This window comes from Curvibacter sp. GW821-FHT01G03 (assembly GCF_059422285.1).
Genome location: NZ_JBWKWP010000012.1, coordinates 177,453 through 193,815 on the forward strand (window position 1 = coordinate 177,453; position 16,363 = coordinate 193,815).

15 protein-coding genes and 1 riboswitch are annotated in these 16,363 nt (G+C 66.4%); of the genes, 6 read left to right on the forward strand and 9 right to left on the reverse strand.

Translation table 11 applies throughout. The features are described from left to right. The first annotated feature begins 9 nt into the window (after positions 1–9). Together ftsA and ftsZ are read left to right on the forward strand one after the other, a co-directional pair. Positions 10–1,239 carry a cell division protein FtsA gene (gene ftsA, locus AC07VS_RS18595; RefSeq protein WP_492348204.1) on the forward strand — a complete coding sequence of 410 codons (1,230 nt, stop codon included), beginning with the start codon at positions 10–12 and terminating at the stop codon, positions 1,237–1,239. Between the two features lie 225 nt (positions 1,240–1,464). Further along, positions 1,465–2,700, forward strand: coding sequence for a cell division protein FtsZ (gene ftsZ / locus AC07VS_RS18600; protein ID WP_492348205.1), 1,236 nt, complete (start codon positions 1,465–1,467; stop codon positions 2,698–2,700). Between the two features lie 60 nt (positions 2,701–2,760). Here the strand turns inward: ftsZ and AC07VS_RS18605 are convergent, their stop codons facing one another. After that, entirely contained in the window at positions 2,761–3,777 is a 1,017-nt protein-coding gene (locus AC07VS_RS18605; RefSeq protein WP_494751681.1) for an SGNH/GDSL hydrolase family protein, read from the reverse strand. A 121-nt stretch (positions 3,778–3,898) separates the two neighbouring features. Further along, positions 3,899–5,686: a methyl-accepting chemotaxis protein gene (locus AC07VS_RS18610; RefSeq protein ID WP_494751682.1), complete on the reverse strand. Its 1,788-nt coding sequence runs from the start codon at positions 5,684–5,686 to the stop codon at positions 3,899–3,901. A 310-nt stretch (positions 5,687–5,996) separates the two neighbouring features. Here AC07VS_RS18610 and lpxC point away from each other — a divergent pair, with 310 nt between their 5' ends. From lpxC to thiC, 3 genes are all read left to right on the forward strand, one after another. Continuing rightward, complete coding sequence (gene lpxC, locus AC07VS_RS18615; protein WP_019574093.1) at positions 5,997–6,920, forward strand: UDP-3-O-acyl-N-acetylglucosamine deacetylase; 924 nt, start codon at positions 5,997–5,999, stop codon at positions 6,918–6,920. A 27-nt stretch (positions 6,921–6,947) separates the two neighbouring features. After that, entirely contained in the window at positions 6,948–7,124 is a 177-nt protein-coding gene (locus AC07VS_RS18620) for a hypothetical protein (protein WP_492348208.1), read from the forward strand. Positions 7,125–7,151: 27 nt separating this feature from the next. After that, a riboswitch (TPP riboswitch) is annotated at positions 7,152–7,274 on the forward strand. Between the two features lie 107 nt (positions 7,275–7,381). Beyond that, positions 7,382–9,247, forward strand: a complete 1,866-nt coding sequence (gene thiC / locus AC07VS_RS18625; protein WP_494751683.1) for a phosphomethylpyrimidine synthase ThiC — start codon at positions 7,382–7,384, stop codon at positions 9,245–9,247. A gap of 60 nt (positions 9,248–9,307) precedes the next feature. On the opposite strand, the gene AC07VS_RS18630 is transcribed toward thiC, so the two are convergent. Both AC07VS_RS18630 and ruvC read right to left on the reverse strand, forming a co-directional pair. Further along, entirely contained in the window at positions 9,308–9,616 is a 309-nt protein-coding gene (locus tag AC07VS_RS18630) for a hypothetical protein (protein WP_494751684.1), read from the reverse strand. A gap of 135 nt (positions 9,617–9,751) precedes the next feature. Continuing rightward, a complete protein-coding gene (gene ruvC, locus AC07VS_RS18635; RefSeq protein WP_494751685.1) occupies positions 9,752–10,303 on the reverse strand; it encodes a crossover junction endodeoxyribonuclease RuvC in 552 nt (183 codons plus the stop codon). Positions 10,304–10,437: 134 nt separating this feature from the next. Here ruvC and AC07VS_RS18640 point away from each other — a divergent pair, with 134 nt between their 5' ends. After that, entirely contained in the window at positions 10,438–11,058 is a 621-nt protein-coding gene (locus AC07VS_RS18640) for a hypothetical protein (RefSeq protein ID WP_492348212.1), read from the forward strand. A gap of 9 nt (positions 11,059–11,067) precedes the next feature. Here the strand turns inward: AC07VS_RS18640 and mtgA are convergent, their stop codons facing one another. From mtgA to AC07VS_RS18665, 5 genes are all read right to left on the reverse strand, one after another. After that, positions 11,068–11,799, reverse strand: a complete 732-nt coding sequence (gene mtgA / locus AC07VS_RS18645; RefSeq protein WP_492348213.1) for a monofunctional biosynthetic peptidoglycan transglycosylase — start codon at positions 11,797–11,799, stop codon at positions 11,068–11,070. A gap of 16 nt (positions 11,800–11,815) precedes the next feature. Further along, complete coding sequence (aroE, locus tag AC07VS_RS18650; protein WP_492348214.1) at positions 11,816–12,646, reverse strand: shikimate dehydrogenase; 831 nt, start codon at positions 12,644–12,646, stop codon at positions 11,816–11,818. Positions 12,647–12,726: 80 nt separating this feature from the next. Next, complete coding sequence (locus AC07VS_RS18655; protein ID WP_492348215.1) at positions 12,727–13,587, reverse strand: energy transducer TonB; 861 nt, start codon at positions 13,585–13,587, stop codon at positions 12,727–12,729. A 25-nt stretch (positions 13,588–13,612) separates the two neighbouring features. After that, positions 13,613–15,673 carry a ribonuclease catalytic domain-containing protein gene (locus AC07VS_RS18660; protein ID WP_494656751.1) on the reverse strand — a complete coding sequence of 687 codons (2,061 nt, stop codon included), beginning with the start codon at positions 15,671–15,673 and terminating at the stop codon, positions 13,613–13,615. Between the two features lie 14 nt (positions 15,674–15,687). Beyond that, on the reverse strand, positions 15,688–16,275 hold the full coding sequence (locus AC07VS_RS18665; protein WP_494751686.1) for a YqiA/YcfP family alpha/beta fold hydrolase: 588 nt from the start codon (positions 16,273–16,275) through the stop codon (positions 15,688–15,690). Positions 16,276–16,363 lie beyond the last annotated feature (88 nt).

Genomic DNA, 16,363 nt, shown 5'->3' on the forward strand with positions numbered 1-16,363 from the left:
GGTAAACATATGGCAAAGGAATACAAGGATCTGGTGGTGGGCCTGGACATTGGCACTGCCAAGGTCATGGCGGTGGTGGCCGAGGTCCTGCCTGGGGGCGAGCTCAAGCTGGCCGGCCTGGGTGTGGCCCCCAGCAATGGCTTGAAGCGCGGCGTGGTGGTGAACATCGATGCCACCGTGCAGAGCATCCAGCAGGCGCTCAAGGAAGCCGAGCTGATGGCCGACTGCAAGATCACGCGTGTCTACACCGGCATCACCGGCAGCCACATCCGCGGCCTCAATTCCAGCGGCATGGTGGCCGTCAAGGACAAGGAGGTCACCCCGGCCGACGTGGCTCGGGTGGTGGAGACCGCCAAGGCCATCAACATTTCGACCGACCAGCGCCTGCTGCTGGTCGAGCCGCAAGAGTTCGTGATCGACGGCCAGGACGTCAAGGAACCGATCGGCATGAGCGGCCTGCGCCTGGAGGCCAAGGTGCACATCGTGACCGGCGCCCAGAGTGCGGCCGAGAACATCATCAAGTGCGTGCGGCGTTGCGGCCTGGACGTGGAGCAGCTGATGCTCAACCCGCTGGCCTCCAGCCAGGCGGTGCTGACCGATGATGAGCGCGAGCTCGGAGTGGCCGTGGTCGACATCGGCGCCGGCACCACCGACGTGGCCATCTTCACCAATGGCGCGATCCGCCACACCGCCGTGATCCCGATCGCGGGCGACCTGATCACCAGCGACATCGCGATGGCCTTGCGCACGCCGACGAAGGATGCCGAAGACATCAAGGTCGAGTCGGGCTATGCCAAGCAACTGCTGGCCGACGCCGAGACCCAGGTCGAGGTGCCGGGTCTGGGCGATCGCGGCCCGCGCATGCTGAGCCGCCAGGCCCTGGCCGGCGTGATCGAGCCGCGTGTCGAGGAAATCTTCTCGCTGGTCCAGCAGGTGATCCGCGAGTCGGGCTACGAAGAGGTGCTGTCCTCGGGCATCGTGCTCACCGGCGGCAGCGCCGTGATGCCGGGCATGGTCGAGTTGGCCGAAGACATCTTCCTGAAGCCCGTGCGCCGTGGCCTGCCCAAGTACGCCAGCGCCCTGTCCGACATGGTGGCCCAGCCGCGCGCGGCCACCGTGATGGGCCTGATGGAAGAAGCCCGCCAGGCCCGTATCCGCGGCTTCAAGGTGGCGCAGAAGAGTGGCTCCATGAAGACGGCCTTCGGTCGCTTCAAGGACTTCATCGTGGGGAACTTCTGACATGGCCCTGCGGCCCTTTCTCATGGCTGGCAGCACCCTGTATTCAGGGGTGCCGGCCCTGGGGCCGCCGCCTCGCAAACCCTGGCTGGCCAGAGGTAGCCCGCCACTGCAAAAAAAGGAGCGCTGGCACTCTACAGGACCGCCATAAGACGCTCAAGGCAAGTCACAATTCCGTCAGTAAAAATTTTTGGCAATTGCAAAGCAGGCAGATTCAGGAGCAACAAGATGACCATCGAAATGATCGAAGTTGAAGAGTTCAACATGGGCACTCAGATCAAGGTGATTGGTGTTGGCGGGGGGGGCGGAAACGCCGTGGAGCACATGATCCAGCGTCATGTGCAGGGCGTTGAATTCGTCTGTGCGAACACCGACGCTCAGGCCCTGGGCCGCAGCGCGGCCCATCGCACCATCCAGCTCGGCCAGAGCGGCCTGGGTGCCGGCAGCAAGCCCGACAAGGGGCGCGATGCCGCCGAGGCGGCCCTGGAAGACATCCGTGCCGCCATCTCGGGCGCACACATGTTGTTCATCACCGCCGGCATGGGCGGTGGCACCGGCACTGGCGCCGCGCCTGTGATCGCCCGCGTGGCCAAGGAAATGGGCATTCTCACCGTCGGCGTGGTGACCAAGCCCTTCGACTGGGAAGGCAAGCGCCGCATGGCCAATGCCGACGACGGTCTGGCCGAACTCGAGGCCAATGTCGATTCGCTGATCGTGGTGCTCAACGAGAAGCTGCTCGACGTGCTGGGTGACGACATCACCCAGGACGAAGCCTTCGCCCATGCCAACGACGTGCTGAAGAACGCCGTGGGTGGCATTGCCGAAATCATCAACGAGTACGGCCATGTGAACGTCGACTTTGAAGACGTGCGCACCGTGATGGGTGAGCCCGGCAAGGCCATGATGGGCACGGCCGTGGCCAGCGGTCCTGACCGCGCCCGCATCGCTGCCGAGCAGGCTGTAGCCTGCCCGCTGCTCGAAGGCATCGACCTCTCGGGTGCCAAGGGCGTGCTGGTGTTGGTGACCGCCGCCAAGGGCAGCCTGAAGCTGTCCGAGTCCAAGCTGGCCATGAGCACCATCAATGCCTACGCATCGCCCGATGCGCATGTGATCTACGGCGCCGCCTACGACGACTCGCTGGGTGAGAACATCCGCGTGACCGTGGTCGCCACCGGCCTGAGCCGTCAGAACGCCCGCCGTGCCGCGCCTCCGCTGCAAGTGCTGCGCACTGGCACCGACAACGTCGGCTTCAACCTGCCCGTGGCCTCGTCGGGCGGCAGCGTGGCCGGTGTGGCCCAGGTGGGCATGGGCAGCACCGTGGGGGGCTCGGACTACGGCAGCATGAGCGTGCCCAGCGTGTGGCGCACCAACCGCACCCAGGCCGCCGCCAAGGTCGATGCCCTGGTGTCGGGCGGCATGGACGACCTGGAGATCCCGGCCTTCCTGCGCAAGCAAGCCGACTGATCAAGCCCTCACAGGCCACCCTGGGTGGTCTGCGACCCAAGCCACGAGGCCCTGTGCACGTCAATGTGCCAGGGCCTCGAGTTTTTTCAGCACCTCTTCAGCCAGCAGGGCGTGGCCTCGGGGCGTGAAGTGGAAATCGTCCGCATACAGAAAGCGTTCGGCCGCATCGGGCTGCACCAGGGTCTGGGCCGAGCAAAAGACGGCGCTGGCCGAGGGGACGGTGTTGGTGCAGGCGGGGGTCTGGACGTCGATCAGGCCATAGGTGGCGGGTTGGGTCAGCAGGCGTTCCCCCAGCGGGCCCCAGTCGACCCAGACCAGGCCGGGTGGCTGACCCAGGGCGGCCTGCAGGCGCTGTTCGAAGCGCTGCGCCCAGGCGCGCACCTGGCGCCGCTGTTTCTCATCGAGCCAACGCTGCGCAAATGGGTTGTTGGAAAAGTCAAGGGCCAGGCCCAGCACCACCAGCGGAGCACCGTGTTGCAGCAGGCGTTGCACCTCGGCGGCCAGATCGTCGGCCGCCTGCTCGACACCCGCCGTGGCCTGGGCCAGTGCCTGGTCTTCGTCCAGCCCGGGCGGGCGCGACCAGAACGCGGCATCGAACTGGGCAAAGAGGTCGTTGCCACCGGCCGCCAGCAGAACCAGCTCGCCCTTGGCCATCGGCCCCTGGGCCAGGCGGGCCGAGATCTGAGCCCGCACCGGTGTCACGTCATCATTTCGGCCCAGGGCGCTCACACCGGGGAGCAGGGCCACGCGGGCACCGCCCTCGGCGTAGTCGTTGCCCCCCACCACCTGGGCCTGGGCGCCGTCGCCCACCAGGCGCCGAGGTGTCAGTTTCACGCCATAACGGGCCGCCACCACTTCGGCCCAGACCTGGCCCGGGTTGACCGTGAACTTGCCGGGTTGGGAGGAATCCCCAGCAAAAGGACCATAGGTGCCCACATCGCTGAGGCTGTCGCCGAACACAGTGACCTGCTGCACGTGCAGTTGGGGGGGCGAGGGGGCGTCGCTGCCGCCACAACTGGACAGCAAGAGGGCCAGTGAGAGCCAGAGGCTCAGGCGGGGTGAGGTCGGTGTTTTCATGGGGCTGCATCCTGTAAACAGAAAGCAGCCACTCTAGGAAGGCCCGCCGGTCAGCCGGAGCGGGGCCGGCTGGACGGTTGGCGCAAGGGGCACGGGCGGTTTCGCGGCCCCTGACAACCGCTCAGAAAGATTCCCAATCGCCCTCGGCGCTGGGGGCTGGTGCGGCGCTGATGCGCGGCGTGGCGGCGGGTGTTGGCGCAGGGGCGGGTGCCGTGGTGGCCTTGCTGGCCGCCTTGCCAGGCAGGGCCTTGGCGGGCGCGGCGCTCACCCGCGGGGCCGGCGCGGCGCGGGGGGCGGCCGGGCGCAGGGGGGCCGCGGGCCGCAGGCGGGGCGCGGCCACTTCGCTGCCATGCACGCGGAAGCGGGCCACCACCTCGGTCAGGCGCATGGCCTGTTCGCGCAGGCTGTCCGCCGCTGCGGCCGATTGCTCGACCAGGGCCGAGTTCTGCTGGGTCATCTGATCGAGCTGGTTGACGGCGGTGTTCACCTGGGCAATGCCCTGGCTTTGCTCCGAGGTCGCGGCGCGGATCTCGCCGATGATGTCGGTCACGCGCTGCACGCTGGCCACGATCTCGGTCATGGTGTTGCCGGCGTTGCCCACCAGGCGGGTGCCGCTTTCCACCTTCTCGACCGAGGCGCCGATCAGCGACTTGATCTCTTTGGCTGCCTCGGCACTGCGACCGGCCAGGCTGCGCACCTCACCGGCGACCACGGCAAAGCCGCGGCCTTGCTCACCGGCGCGGGCGGCTTCCACCGCCGCATTCAAGGCCAGGATGTTGGTCTGGAAGGCGATCCCGTCGATGACACCGATGATGTCGGAGATCTTCTTGCTGCTGGTGTTGATCTCTTCCATGGTGGACACGACTTCCGACACCACCTGACCCCCGCGCTGTGCCACTTCGGCGGCCGAGTTGGCCATCTGGTTGGCCGTCTGGGCCGAGTCAGAGGTTTGTTGCACCGTGCTGGTCAGCTCTTCCATGCTGCCGGCGGCGGCCTGCAGGTTGCTGGCGGTCTGTTCGGTGCGTTGTGACAGGTCGGTGTTGCCCTGGGCGATCTCGCTGGAGGCGGTGGCAATGCTGTCGGTGGCTGAACGCACCTCGGTCACCAGGCGCCGCAAGGACACCACCATGTGCTCCAGCGCATCCAGCAACGAGCCCGCCGGCGAGGGGGGGATCTGCACGTCCAGATTGCCTTCGGCCACTTCCGACATGGCCGCCATGGCCACGGTCGGGTCGCCACCGATCTGCTGGATCACCGAGCGCGACACCATCACCCCGATGCCGCCCACGGCCAGGATCACGAAGGCCACGATGCCCAGGTCGAACAGCAGCGTGTCACGCACCATCTTGTCCACGTCATCGGTGTACACGCCCGAGCCGACCATCCAATTCCAGGCGTCCAGGCGGATGGCATACAGCGTCTTGGGCACCAGGGTCTGCTGGCCCGGGCGGGCGAACTGGGTGGGCACGAAGGCGCGGCCGTCCTTGCTGGCGCGGATGGCGTCGGCCAGCAGCTTGATGATGTCGGTGCCGGCACCGTCCTTGATCTGGCCGGCCATGTCTTTGCCCTCCCATTCGGGCTTGATCGGGTGCATGACACCTTTGCCGTCCAGGGTCCAGATGTAGAAGTACTCGGTCTTGCCTTCGGGGCCGCCGTAGCGCGACACGCGCAGCGCGTCCTTGGCAGCGGTCTGGGCGTCTTCGAGCGACATGGCGCCGCTGGCGGCCTTGGCCTGGTAGGCCGCCACAATGCTGTAGGCCCCTTGCACGGCCGTGGTCAGTTGTTCCTGGCGGGCGTCGATGATCATGCGCCGCTGCTGCAGCAGCGAGCCGATGGCCAGCACAGCGATGGCCAGCAGGGCCATGGACATCAGCAGCAGGATCTTAGTTTTGAAACTGAGTTTGTTCATGGTGGAGGGGGCTGAAAATTGAAGTGAGGGGCCGAATGAATTCTTCGGTCCGATGGACGCGCTTTGCACACGGATGAGGGGTATTTTCGACGCGACTTCCGAGGCTGAGGAGTCGGGTCGGGCCATTAAGTAAAGACCCTATGATCTGGGTCATGGTGCGGCTTGACCTGTGTTCGCTGTGCGGTCGTGACGGGGCCGCTGCAGGCTGAGTTCACTGCGTCGTCAGAGGGCGCCGTGTCCTGGGGGGGGCTGTATCCGTTGGATACCCCTCTCGACCTTGCGACGCATGGCCTGGACTTAAAATGAAGCCATGCTGCAGCAACGAACCCTCAAGACCCTGACCCGCGCCGTGGGCGTCGGCCTGCACAGCGGGCAACGGGTCGAACTGACCCTGAGGCCTGCGCAACCCGACACGGGCATTGTGTTCCGTCGCATCGATCTGCCCGAGCCGGTGGACATCCCCATCACCGCTCAGGCGGTGACCGACACCCGGCTGGCCTCCACCATCTCGGCTGGTGGGGCCAAGGTTCACACGGTGGAGCACCTGATGTCCGCCTGTGCCGGTCTGGGCATTGACAACCTGTACGTCGACATCACCGCCGAAGAGGTGCCCATTCTCGACGGCTCCTCGGCCTCGTTCGTGTTTCTGCTGCAGAGTGCCGGCATCGAGCTGCAGAAGGCGCCGCGGCGTTTCATCCGCGTCAAGCACCCGGTCGAGGTGCGAGAAGGCGAGGGCGCGCAGGCCAAATGGGCCCGCCTGACGCCTTACCACGGCTACAAGCTCAATTTCGAGATCGATTTTGGTCACCCTGCGGTGGATTCCACGGGCCAGTATGTGGCCTTTGACCTGGGCAGTGGCAATTACAGCCGTGACATCGCCCGCGCTCGCACCTTCGGCTTCACGCGTGACTTCGAGATGCTGCGTTCCAATGGCCTGGCCCTGGGCGGCGGGCTGGACAACGCCATCGTGATGGACGACTACAAGGTGCTCAACAGCGACGGCCTTCGCTACGACGATGAGTTCGTCAAGCACAAGATCCTCGACGCCATGGGCGATCTGTACCTGATCGGCAAGCCGCTGCTGGCTGAGTACACCGCCTTCCGCTCGGGTCATGCCATGAACAACCGCTTGCTGCGCGAACTGCTGGCCCACCCCGAGTGCTGGGACATGGTCACTTTCGAGGACGAGCGCCAGGCGCCGGCCGGCTTTGCCCAACCTGCCCGGGCCTGGTAGGCCAGTCCCCCACCGCTGATCACGCCCATGTTGCTGTTTCGCTGGTTGGTCCTGTTGCTGCTGTTGGGGGCCGCCGTTTGCTTTGCGTTTTATGTTGGCACCGGCCAGCCCCGCTTCAAGCGCTGGGGCTGGGCTGTGCTGAAGTGGACGCTGATCGCGGCCTTTGTCTTCTTTGCGGTGCTGATTCTCGAACGACTGGCCTGACGCCGACACCCTGCGCCGCGTATACTTCGCGCTGCTCCGGGGTGCACCATGTGCTGAGACGGCGGCTGTTGGATCGAATCCGGCAGGCACGCTGAACCCGACGAACTTGATCCGGTTAATACCGGCGTAAGAAGAGCTGAACTTCAGGCCTCTGGTCCTCCCTGCGGAGGGCGGCAGGCCGCAACACCCCCGCCAGGGGCTCGGTTGCAGGGTTCACTCCGGGGCTTTCAGTCAGCCTGCCGGAAAGGACCCACACCATGAACGCCCCCGATCTCCAAGCCCGCGAAAAATTCGCCGAGTTGCTGTCGCTCACCCGCGAACCCTTCCCTGCCTCCACCAAGGTCTACGAGGCAGGGGCCCTTCACCCGGACCTGCGTGTGCCCATGCGCCGCATTGACCTCAGCAATGGCGAGCAGGTCACGGTGTACGACACCTCGGGCCCCTACACCGAGCCCAGTGCGTCCATTGACGTGCGCCGTGGCCTGCCCAGCGTGCGTGGCGAGTGGATTGCCCGCCGCGGCGACACCGAAACCTACGAAGGCCGGGCCCGCGTGGCCCTGGACGACGGCCAGAAGGGCGATGCCGAGGACCTGCGCCTGCAAGGCCTGCGCGCCGAGGCCGCGGGCCTGCAACGCCGACCGATCCGTGCCAAGGCGGGCCGCAACGTGAGCCAGATGCACTACGCGCGCCAGGGCATCATCACGCCAGAGATGGAGTTTGTGGCCATCCGCGAAAACGGCCGCCGTGAATGGATGGCCCAGTACCTGGCCGACGAGGCCCGCGAAAAACGCCTGCAGGGCAACCCCATGGGCGCGTTGATCCCGAAGATCATCACGCCCGAGTTCGTGCGTGATGAGGTGGCCCGGGGCCGCGCCATCATCCCGGCCAACATCAACCACCCCGAAGTCGAGCCCATGGCCATCGGCCGCAACTTCCTGGTCAAGATCAACGCCAACATCGGCAACTCGGCCGTCACCTCCAGCATCGAGGAAGAGGTCGAGAAACTGGTCTGGGCCATCCGCTGGGGCGCAGACAACGTGATGGACCTGTCCACCGGCCGCAACATCCACACCACGCGCGACTGGATCGTGCGCAACAGCCCGGTGCCCATCGGCACCGTGCCCATCTACCAGGCCCTGGAGAAGGTGGGCGGTGTGGCCGAAGACCTCACCTGGGAGATCTTCCGCGACACCCTGATCGAACAGGCCGAACAGGGCGTGGACTACTTCACCATCCACGCTGGCATTCGCCTGGCCCACATCCACCTGACCGCCAACCGGCGCACCGGCATCGTCTCGCGCGGGGGCTCGATCATGGCCAAATGGTGCATCGCACACCACAAGGAAAGCTTCCTCTACGAGCATTTCGAAGACATCTGCGACATCATGAAGGCCTACGACGTGAGCTTCTCGCTGGGCGACGGCCTGCGGCCCGGCTCGGGCTCGGACGCCAACGACGAGGCTCAGTTTGCCGAGCTGCACACCCTGGGCGAGCTGACCCAGGTGGCCTGGAAGCACGATGTCCAGACCATGATCGAAGGCCCCGGCCACGTGCCCATGCACATGATCCAGGCCAACATGACCGAGCAGCTCAAGCACTGCCACGAAGCCCCGTTCTACACCCTGGGCCCGCTGACCATCGACATCGCCCCGGGCTACGACCACATTGCCAGTGCCATCGGTGCCGCCATGATCGGCTGGATGGGCACGGCCATGCTGTGCTACGTCACGCCCAAGGAGCACCTGGGCCTGCCCGACCGTGAAGACGTCAAGCAGGGCATCATTGCCTACAAGATCGCGGCGCACGCGGCGGATGTGGCCAAGGGGCACCCGGGTTCAAGAGCCCGCGACGACGCGCTGTCGCAGGCGCGCTTCGATTTCCGCTGGATGGACCAGTTCAACCTGAGCCTGGACCCTGACACGGCGCGCAACTTCCACGACGAGACCCTGCCCAAGGATTCGGCCAAGGTGGCGCACTTCTGCTCGATGTGCGGGCCCAAGTTCTGCTCGATGAAGATCACCCAGGAGGTGCGCGAATTTGCCGCTCAGGGCATGGCCGAGAAATCCGACGAGTTCAAGCGCGCCGGGGGTGACCTCTACGTGCCGATCAAGCCGGTGGCCTGATCGCGCAGGCCCTTGAGTGGCCACGGAGGGCGGGGCGCACCGGCTGGGTCCGGCCGGCGCTCAACGGTCCTCGGTGCGCTGCAATACCAGCCGGGTCAGGGGCATGGTGAGGTTTTCGGGCTCCACCGGGTCAGGGTGCCCCTGCAGGTACACCATCAGGCGTCCGCGCCGCAGCAGCACGTGGCTGACGGTCATGTCCCGGCCTTGCCAGCCCACGCCGCAGCCTGGCTTGTACAAGGCCAGGCTGTAGGTCAGCGGCGCCACGGGGGGCGCGGCAGTCACTGGGGCGTTCGGTTCCGGGCGGTCCTGGGCAGCAGAGGCTGCATCGGCAGCTGGAAGCTCGAAAGCCTCGTCAAGGGTGGAGAACATGGGTGATGGGTTGGCCGGTGCCGGCCGGCAGGAGGATCCCCGCCAGCGGTAGTTCGAGCGTAACCCAGTCGGGCGGGTGAAAACCGTCGAGCAGGCGGCAAATTGCCCTCCATTCCCGGGCCCCTGCCCAGGGCATCAGTAACTGCGCCCGCTTTTGTACATCGCGTGGGTCTTGCGCTGCAGGGTGCCGCCAGCCTCGTTCAGGCGGTTCATGGCCTGGCCCGCGTGGGCGTGGGTGATGGCCATGCCCAGGGCGTCGGCGGCGTCCGTGCCGGGCAGGCCGGGCAGTCGCAGCAGGCGGCGCACCATCTCCTGTACCTGCGACTTGGCCGCCCGTCCGTGGCCGACCACCGCCTTCTTCATCTGCAAGGCGGTGTACTCGGCCACCGGCAGGTCGCATGACACCAGGGCCGTCACGCAGGCGCCACGCGCCTGGCCCAGCAGCAGGGTCGATTGGGGGTTGACGTTGACAAAGATGATTTCAACGGTGGCAACCTCTGGCTGGTAGCGGGCACTCACCTCGCGGATGCCGTCGTACAGCACTTTAAGGCGCCCGGGCAGGTCGCCCAAGGCCAGGTGGGTGGTCTTGATGGTGCCGCTGGCCACGTAGCTCAGCTGTGAACCCTGAACGTCGATCACGCCAAAGCCGGTGGTCTGCAGACCGGGGTCGATGCCAAGAATTCTCATGAGGCCGCCAGTGTAGAGGGTCTCACGCAGGGACTGGTTCAGGACCAACTTGGCAAACCCTGACCAGGGTCAGATCGTGTGAATGTGATCGCAGATTTACAATTGTTACCTTTACCTCCGATGGGACATCCTCCATGAACTTGAGAGCAGGGGGCTCGGGCGCGGACAAAGGCCTTGCCACGCAGCAGCAACGTCTGCTGCTGCGTCTGGCCGCCCGTCATCGCCAGCGCTCTCTGGTGCAGGCGCGTGGGCGCTGCTTCTCGGCGTCGTTGGATCTGGCCCTGGACGCCCACAAGCGGGGTCTGGCCGTCACGCTGCTGCGCTGGCGCGTGGTGGGGCAGGACGATTTTGTCGACCATTGGGCCGTGCGTTTTGATGACAAGCAGGCCCTGGACCTGAGCAGTGTGCAATTCGATCCGGCCGGCCGCCTGCTGCAACCGATCGGCCTGTACCCCACGCAGTTCGTGGACCGCCGTGAGTACCCGGCCAGCTTGTTTCTGCCCACCTATGCCCGGGTGGCCCTGCACCGGCGCGGGCGCCTGCCCCTGACCTTTCTCAGCTCGGTGTGCAGCGCCATGTGGCGCCATGACCTGGGCATCGCGTGGCGGCGTCTGTCCCTGCGGGAGGTTGCAGAGGTGACCTTGCGCTATGGGGCTCGGCGTCTGGTGCTGGGCATCGAACGTTGGCGCCGCAACCTGGAGCGACGCGAGCGCCGCCTGCGCGGTTTGCCGCCCACAGGGCAGACGATGTTGTGAGCGCCCCTTTCAGGGCAGGATCGAGTTGCTCATCCGGCCCTGGATCACGCTGCTGCGGCTGGCCAGGTAGGGCGAGTTGGGCATCTGTTCAAAGTACTTGGGCCGCGGCAGCATCACGGCCAGACGGGCGGCTTCGGCGGGGCTCAAGCGGGCCGCCGGCTTGCGGAAGTAGTGCTGGGCTGCAGCCTCGGCCCCAAACACGCCTTCACCCCATTCGACGCTGTTGAGGTAGATCTCCAGGATGCGCTGCTTGTCCAGAAAGGCCTCCAGCAACAGGGTCAGCATCAGCTCCTGGGCTTTGCGCGGCAGGGTGCGCTCGCCCGACAGCAGCAGGTTCTTGGCCAGTTGCTGGGTGATGGTCGACCCCCCCACCACCTTGGGCGAACGCGTCTTGCTGGCGCTGCCAGGGCGCAGGCTCTGCACGCGGGCCTCGGCCTGGGCATTGCGTTTCCAGGCCTTCTGGATGGCGTCCCAGTCCACACCGTCGTGTTGGGTGAAGCCATCGTCCTCGGAGGCGATCACCGCCCGCTTGAGGTGGTCTGAAATCTGGCCATAGGGCACCCATTGCTGCTGCCAGCGCAGGTGCCCGGTTTCGCGCCGGATGCGCACCGCCTCAGAGCGCTGGAACGCGGTGGAGGCCGGGTCCAGAACCGTCAGCGTCGCCACCCGCAGCACAAAGAACAGCTCCAGCGCCAACCAGGCCAGCAACAGGCAGGCGCTCCAGCGCAGCAGGGCTTTCATGGCCTGGCGTGCTGCCTCACAGTTGCTGGCGCAACTCAGCCAGAACCTGGGCTGAAGGCGGGCGCACGCCGCGCCACAGGGCAAAGGCCTCGGCCGCCTGTTCCACCAGCATGCCCAGACCGTCGCGGCCCTGGGCTCCGTGGGCACGCGCCCAGTCGAGGAAGCCCTGGGCCGCCGGGCCGTACATCATGTCCAGGGCCAGGCAGCCGGGGCGCAGCACGCTGGCGGGCACGGGCACGCCGGCACCGCTGAGGCTGCTGGCCGTGGCGTTGATGACGACGTCGAAGCTGCCTGTCAGTGTCTCCAGCGCCGGGGCCTCCAGGGCCACACCGTGGCTGCGGGCCAGGGCCTGATGCCGGGCCACCAGGGCGATGGCCTTGTCGTGGGTGCGGTTGACCACGGTCAGGCGGGCTGGGCCTGCCTCCAGCAAGGGGCCCAGTACCCCGGCGGCCGCCCCGCCGGCACCGATCAGCAACAGATCCTGGCCTCGCAGCGGCACGCCCGCGTTGTTCTGCAGGTCGTTGACCAGCCCGATGCCGTCGCTGTTGTCGGCGTACAGCCCATCGGCGCGCAGGGTCAGCACATTGGCGGCGCCGGCCAACTCGGCGCGAGGGCTCCGCACCTTGGCCGCCTGAGCCGCCTCGAACTTGAAGGGCACGGTCACGTTGCAGCCCTTGCAGTCTTCAAGCTGCAGCTGGTGCAGGGTTTCGTGGAACTTGTCGAGCTCGACAAGCCGGCGCCCGTACTGCAGGCGCTGGCCGGTCAATTCGGCAAAACGGGTGTGGATCCAGGGCGAGCGGCTGTGTTCAACCGGGTTGCCCAACACGCAATAGTGGTCTTGGCTCATGAAGAGGGCTGGCTGGGGCCTGGTGCGCAGGCCGGGTTTGTCTCGGTTGTGTCTCGGGTCGTCTCAGAATTTCAGCGCGATTATCGGACGTTGGCTTCCAGGGTTTCATCGCGGGTGAAGCGAAAGCGCGACACCACCACGATCTGATCGGCCTGGCGACGCATCGCCGGGTTGAAGTTGCCAAAAGGCTCGGCCGAGCGCGCAATGGCCTCGGCTCGCCGGTCCAGCGTGCGATTGCCTGAGCTTTGCACGATCTCGGTGGACAGCAGGCGCCCGCTGGCATTGATGGTCAGCGTCATGGTCAGCTCGCCATACAGTTTCTTGCCGTCTTTCTCGGGGAAGTTCTCGGTCCCCTTGTCTTCCACCTTGTGGCGCAACTGGTCGTAGTAGGTGGCATACACCTCTTCGCGTGTGGCCGGGCTGATGTAGCGCTTTTTGGGACGGGCATTCTCTTCGTTGATGCGCCGTTCGATCTCGGCCAGCAGCTTGAGCAGTTGGCGGCGCTTCTCCTCCTGGGCCTGCTCCTGGGGTGTCAGGCTGCTGCGGGTCGGGTCGGGCCGGGGCAGGCTGGCGAGTTGCTGGTGCACGCTGGTCAGCATGCGGGCCTGCAGTTGTTCCAGTGCAGCCAGCTGGCGCTGGCTTTCTTCGAGGGTGTCGCCCACGCTGTTGAGTGCCGAACTCGGCAGGGGCGAGGTGGCACGGCCCCGGCTGGCCTCGCCACCGCCCGCCAGGCTGGCCTGGGCGATGGCCGTGGGCCGCTCGGCCCGGGCGTCCGACTTGGCGTTCACCAGAATCACTTCGAGCGGGGTGTCCTGGAACACCCGGTTGAAAGATTCCGGGTCGACGATGCGCAGCGTCAGCAGGCCGGCATGCACCAGCGCTGACACGGCCAGCGTGATCTGCAGGGTGCTGAGGTGGTGCAGGAAGGCGAGGGCTCGCACGGTGAGAGCGGGTCGGGTCAGGGACTCAGGCGGTGCTCGCTTCGCCCGCAGCGGGCTCTGCTTCGTTCACATCCACCGCAATCGCGATCGGGCCGGCCACGGGCTCGTCGTCGCCCTCGTCCTCGTCGCCAGCGTCCAGCGGCAGTTCGGCATCGAGCCGCTCCACGATGGTGCCACTGACGTCGAGCGCGATCTCGTCGATCTCACCCAGCTTCACCCGCACCCGGGCGCCGCGCGGCAGCCCGTTCATGCCGTGGGCCGCCAGCACCAGGGGCAGCTCGTCGGCGCGCACCAGCACGCTGCCGTTGGGGCCTTCCTTGAACACGGCCGCGGTCAGCTCGGTGATGGCGTTCTGTTGCACGTACTTCAGCGTCCAGAAGCGCTCCATGCCGGCCTGGTAGCCGTTGTAGGCACTGTAGGCCGCATCGAAGCCACTGATGATCGAGAACAGTTCCGCGTCCTTGGGCTTGAACGGGGCCGCCAGGGCCGCCGTCTTGCCGTGGCGGGCGCAGGCGATGATCTGCCATTGATTGACCAGGTCGGTGTAGCGGCGCAGGGGCGAGGTGCTCCAGGCGTAGGCCTTGACGCCGATGCCCGCGTGCGGCTGGGCCTTGGTGCCCATGCGCACCTTCACCCCGGGGGCCAGGCTGGCCTGGCTGCGGTAGATGCCGGGCACGCCGCATTCGGCCAGCCACAGGCCCCAATGGCTGTTGGCCAGGATCATCGCCTCGGCCACGATCAGGTCGAGCGGGGCGCCGCGCTGGCGCACGCTGATCTGCACGGTTTCGTGTCCGCTGGGCTCCGCGCCGTCGTTGCCGACCAGGCGGAAGTTGTAGTCGGGTCGGTTGAAGGTTTCGGGCTTGCCGCGCACCACCTCACGGCGGGCCTTCAGGGTTTTGGCCAGGCGCCACAGAAAGGCCATGGTGGCGTGGGTCATGCCCCCGGGCAGTTCGGTCTGGCCCGGGTTGTCGCTCTCCATCCAGGCCTCGGTGACCACCTTGTCGAGCTGGTCGTGGCGCAGGTTGGCCGCGATCGGCACGCGTTCGAGCCGGGTTTCGCTGGCCTGGATCTCCAGGCTGGCTTCGTCAAAGGTCACGTACAGCGACACCGCCGGGCAGGCGCGGCCCTCGGACAGGGTGTAGCGCTGCACCACCTCGTCGGGCAGCATGGTGATCTTGTAGCCCGGCATGTAGACGGTGGACAGGCGATGCCGGGCCACCTGGTCGATCGGTGTGCCGGTCTGCAGTGCCAGGCCGGGCGCTGCAATGTGCACGCCCAGGGTCACCTGGCCACTGCCCAGGCCCTGAACCGACAGCGCGTCGTCGATCTCGGTGGTCTGCGAGTCGTCGATCGAATAGGCCTGCACGCTGGCCAACGGCAGCTCGTCGGTGATTTCGGGCGCTTGCAGGACCGGAAACCCCGTGCCCTTGGGGAAGTTGTCGAACAGAAAGCGCTTCCAGTGGAACTGGTAGGCCGAGTCGATGGCACCCGCCTGACGCAGCAGGTCCAGCGGCGCGGTCTGGGTGGCGCGTGAGGCCTCGACCACTGCCTTGTACTCGGGCGCGTTCTTGTCTGGGCGGAACAGGATCTTGTAGAGCTGATCGCGGATCGGCTGCGGGCATGCGCCCTGGCCCAGTTCGGCGGCCCAGTCGGCGATCTGTTGCAGCAACAGCTTTTTCTTCTCGATCGCGGCCAGCGCCTGCTGCACGATCTCGGCCGGGGCCTTCTTGTAGCGGCCCTTGCCAGCGCGGCGGAAGTAGTGAGGGGCCTCATGCAGGCGGAACAGGGCCGCCGTCTGCTGCACCAGGGTGGCCTGTTCGCTGAAATAGTCGCGGGCCAACTCGGCAAAGCCGAAGTCTTCTTCGGGCGCAAACTCCCAGGCCAGCTCCAGCTCGATGCCTTCGGCTGCAGCCTGGGCCTGGGCGATCAGCTCGCCAGGGGCGGGCTTGTCAAATTTGAGCAGCAGGTTGGCGGCCTTGACCTTGACCCGCTTACCCGATTCCAGTTCCACCTGCAGGGAGCTATCGGCTTCCGACAGAATGCGTCCGGCCTGAAATTTGCCGGCTTCATCAAACAGTGCGTACATGCCGCGATTGTCCCCTAGACCAGATCCAGAAAACCCAGCACCTCATCGAGGTGGGCCGGAAAATCACTGAGCGCATGGTCGCCGCCCTCCAGCACATGCAGGCGCGCACCGGCGTAGCGCGCACTCATTTCTCGCCAGTCCAGCACCTCGTCGCCCTGGGCGATCAGGGCCAGTTCGGGGCCTGGAGCGCAGCAGCCTTCCCCGGCCATGACCTGCAATTCGTCGACAAAACGGGGCTCGAAATAAAAGCGCTGTTCGGGCTGATGCCAGAAGGTCTGCTCGCCGATGTAGCGTGCCAGGTCGCGTGCTGGATCCACCGCCGGGTTGATGAGCACCGATCGGCAGCCCGTCTGGCGCGCCACCCACGAGGCGTAAAACCCACCCAGCGACGAGCCCACCACGGCCATGCGGGCCTGCGGCCAGTCGCGCAGGCCTTCGCTCAGCAGTTCGGCGGCGGCACGGGGCGAGGGGGGCAACTGGGGACACCACCAGTGCACCTGGGGGTGCCGTTCGGCCACTGCTGCGGCCATCTGGCGGGCCTTGGCCGATTGCGGGGAGGATCGGAATCCGTGCAGGTACAGCAGGTGGGTGGTGCAGGGCATGGGCTGGATAGGCACTGTGGACGGATTCACGGCGAATTGGAAGGCTGAAGTTGGGGTTGCAGTTGAGATCACGGCCGGTCAACAGGCC